This is a genomic window from Streptomyces botrytidirepellens (assembly GCF_003721215.1).
GTDB classification, from domain to species: Bacteria; Actinomycetota; Actinomycetes; order Streptomycetales; family Streptomycetaceae; genus Streptomyces; species Streptomyces himastatinicus.
This window is the reverse complement of record NZ_RIBZ01000532.1, coordinates 1-2557: the sequence shown is the minus strand read 5'-3', so window position 1 is coordinate 2557 and position 2557 is coordinate 1. Positions and strand designations below refer to the sequence as shown.

Below are 2557 nucleotides of genomic sequence, written 5' to 3'. Positions count from 1 at the left end.
CGCCGCCATGCTCGCCGCCCGCGGCGGGCAGTACGACGCGGGGCTCGTCCTCGCCGCCCTCCGCCGCACCGTGCGGGCCGAGGGCCCGCACGGCCAGGCGCTGTGGACGCTCGTCGACGGCGCCGGCCGCCTCGCGATCACCTGCGCCGCCCCCGTCCTGCGCCACATCTACCGCGAAACCGCCTCCTCCCACCTCCGCGGCCGCGCCGCCCGCGCCCTGGCCGCCACCGACCCCACGTTCGCCGCGGGCTTCGCGGTCGAATGCCTCTGGGACTGCGAGGAGACCACCCGCGAACTCGCCGCCCACCACGCCGCCACCGGTGACGCCCGCGTCGTGGAACAACTCCGCAGACTGGCCGCCGACCCGGCCGAGGAAGCCGAGGTCCAGACCGCGGTCCGCAGCCGCATCGGCCCCGACGCCGCCGGCGTCTGACCCCGGCCCGCCCGCAGGGGCGGGGCGGGGCGGGGAGCGATGGGTTTACGCCAGGTGGTCGTCCGTAAACCCGGGGGTTCGTGCCGGGTTTCGGGGGGTTCATCCGGCTTCGGCGGGCGCGGGGGCCAACGCTCACGGGACGTTTCACGGCTCGCAAGGTGCACGATGCCGGGGCCACCCTTCGTACGCCGACAACACCGGTATGCGAGTCGCCATCGTGACCGAATCCTTCCCGCCCGACATCAACGGCGTCGCTCATTGCACGCTCCAGACCGCCCAGCATCTCCACCGGCGCGGTCACCACCCCCTCGTCATCGCCCCCGCGGGCCCGCACGACGGGCCGCCCGACGGGGGCGGGGACGCCGACGGGGCGCATCCGTTTCCCGTCGTCCGGATCCCCTCCCTGCCCCTGCCCGGCTATCCGCAGGTGCGCGTCGCGCTGCCCAGCCGCCGGCTCGCCGCCGCGATCACCTCGCACCGCAGCGACCTCGTCCACCTGGCCAGCCCCTTCGTGCTCGGCGCGCGCGGGATGACGGCCGCGCTGCGGCTGCGGATCCCCGCCGTCGCCGTCTACCAGACCGACCTGGGCGGCTACGCCCGTACGTACCTCGGCGCGGGCGAGAACGCGGCCTGGCGCCGAATACGGGCCGTGCACACCGCCGCCGACCGCACCCTCGCCCCGTCCACCGCCGCCGCCCGCGACCTCGACGAGCACGGGGTGCCGCGGATCGCGCTGTGGCCGCGCGGCGTCGACACCGAGCGCTTCCACCCCTCGCGCCGCGACCCGGAGCTGCGCCGCTCCCTGGCCCCCGGCGGCGAGCTGATCGTCGGCTACGTCGGCCGCCTGGCGCCCGAGAAGAACGTCGAGCTGCTGGCCCCGCTGTGTTCGCTGCCCGGCGTCCGGGTGGTCGTGGTCGGCGACGGGCCGAGCGAGCCCGCGCTGCGCGCCGCCATGCCCGGCGCCCGCTTCCTCGGCCGCCGGACCGGCACCGAGCTGGCCCGCATCTTCGCCTCGCTGGACGTCTTCGCGCACACCGGCCCGCAGGAGACCTTCTGCCAGACCGTGCAGGAGGCGCAGGCCAGCGGCGTGCCGGTGGTCGCGCCCGCCGCGGGCGGCCCGCTCGACCTGGTCGACCACGGCCGCACCGGCCTGCTGGTGCCGCCCGGCGACACGGACGAGGTGCGCGACGCCGTCTCGCTCCTCGCCGCCCACCCCCGGACGCGCGCCGCGCTCGGGCAGGCGGGCCGGGAGGCGGTCGAGGGCCGCACCTGGGAGGCGATCGTCGACCAGCTGATCGACCACTACGCCGAGGTGCTGATGGCCCGTACGGCGGTGGCGGCATGAGCGACGCACCGTCCCTCCGGATCGTCCGGCTCGCCAACTTCGTCACCCCCTCCTCCGGCGGCCTGCGCACCGCGCTGCGCGAGCTGGGCGCGGGCTACCAGGCGGCCGGGCACGAGTCCGTCCTGATCGTGCCGGGGGAACGCGACGCGGACGAGCACACCCGCCAGGGCCGGGTGATCACCCTCCCCGGCCCCGCCGTGCCCGGCACCGGCGGCTACCGGGTCCTGACCGACCGGCGGCGGCTCGCCCGGCTGCTCGACGGGCTCGCGCCCGACCGGCTGGAGGTCTCCGACCGCACCACCCTGCGCTGGACGGGGGAGTGGGCGCGGCGCGCCCGCGTGCCCGCCGTGATGGTCTCCCACGAGAGCGCCGACGCCGTGCTGCGCACCTGGGGCGTGCCCGAGGCGGCTGCCCGGGGCGCGGCCGACCGGCTGAACCGCCGCACCGCGCGGGCGTATGCGCGGATCGTCTGCACGACGGAGTGGGCCGAGCGCGAGTTCGTACGCATCGGCGCACGCAATGTCGTACGCGCCCCCCTGGGCGTCGACCTCGGCCGCTTCCACCCGTCCCATTACGACGGTGCCCTGCGCGAGCACCACCGCGGCGGGGCCTCGGTCCTGCTCGCCATGTGCTCACGCCTGTCGCCCGAGAAGCGGCCGGGCCGCGCGCTCGACACGCTCGCCGAACTGCGGCGGCGCGGCGTCCCGGCGGCGCTCGTCGTCGCGGGTGACGGCCCGCTGCGCGCCCGGCTGGAGGCCCGCGCCCGCGCGGAGGACCTT

At 77.2% G+C, this 2557-nt stretch carries 2 protein-coding genes and 1 pseudogene; all 3 read left to right on the top strand.

The genetic code is table 11. The features are described from left to right. Positions 1–433, top strand: a pseudogene (locus EEJ42_RS32425) (HEAT repeat domain-containing protein); the annotation flags it as partial. Positions 434–635: 202 nt separating this feature from the next. After that, complete coding sequence (locus EEJ42_RS32420) at positions 636–1778, top strand: glycosyltransferase family 4 protein (RefSeq protein WP_123105499.1); 1143 nt, start codon at positions 636–638, stop codon at positions 1776–1778. After that, on the top strand, positions 1775–2557 hold a 783-nt coding region (locus tag EEJ42_RS32415), incomplete at its 3' end, for a glycosyltransferase (RefSeq protein WP_148082100.1). The genes EEJ42_RS32420 and EEJ42_RS32415, both read left to right, overlap by 4 nt.

Bases quoted from the DNA above. Each gene is read 5' to 3' on its own strand.
- EEJ42_RS32420 (WP_123105499.1), top strand. From the start codon at position 636: ATGCGAGTCGCCATCGTGACCGAATCCTTCCCGCCCGACATCAACGGC.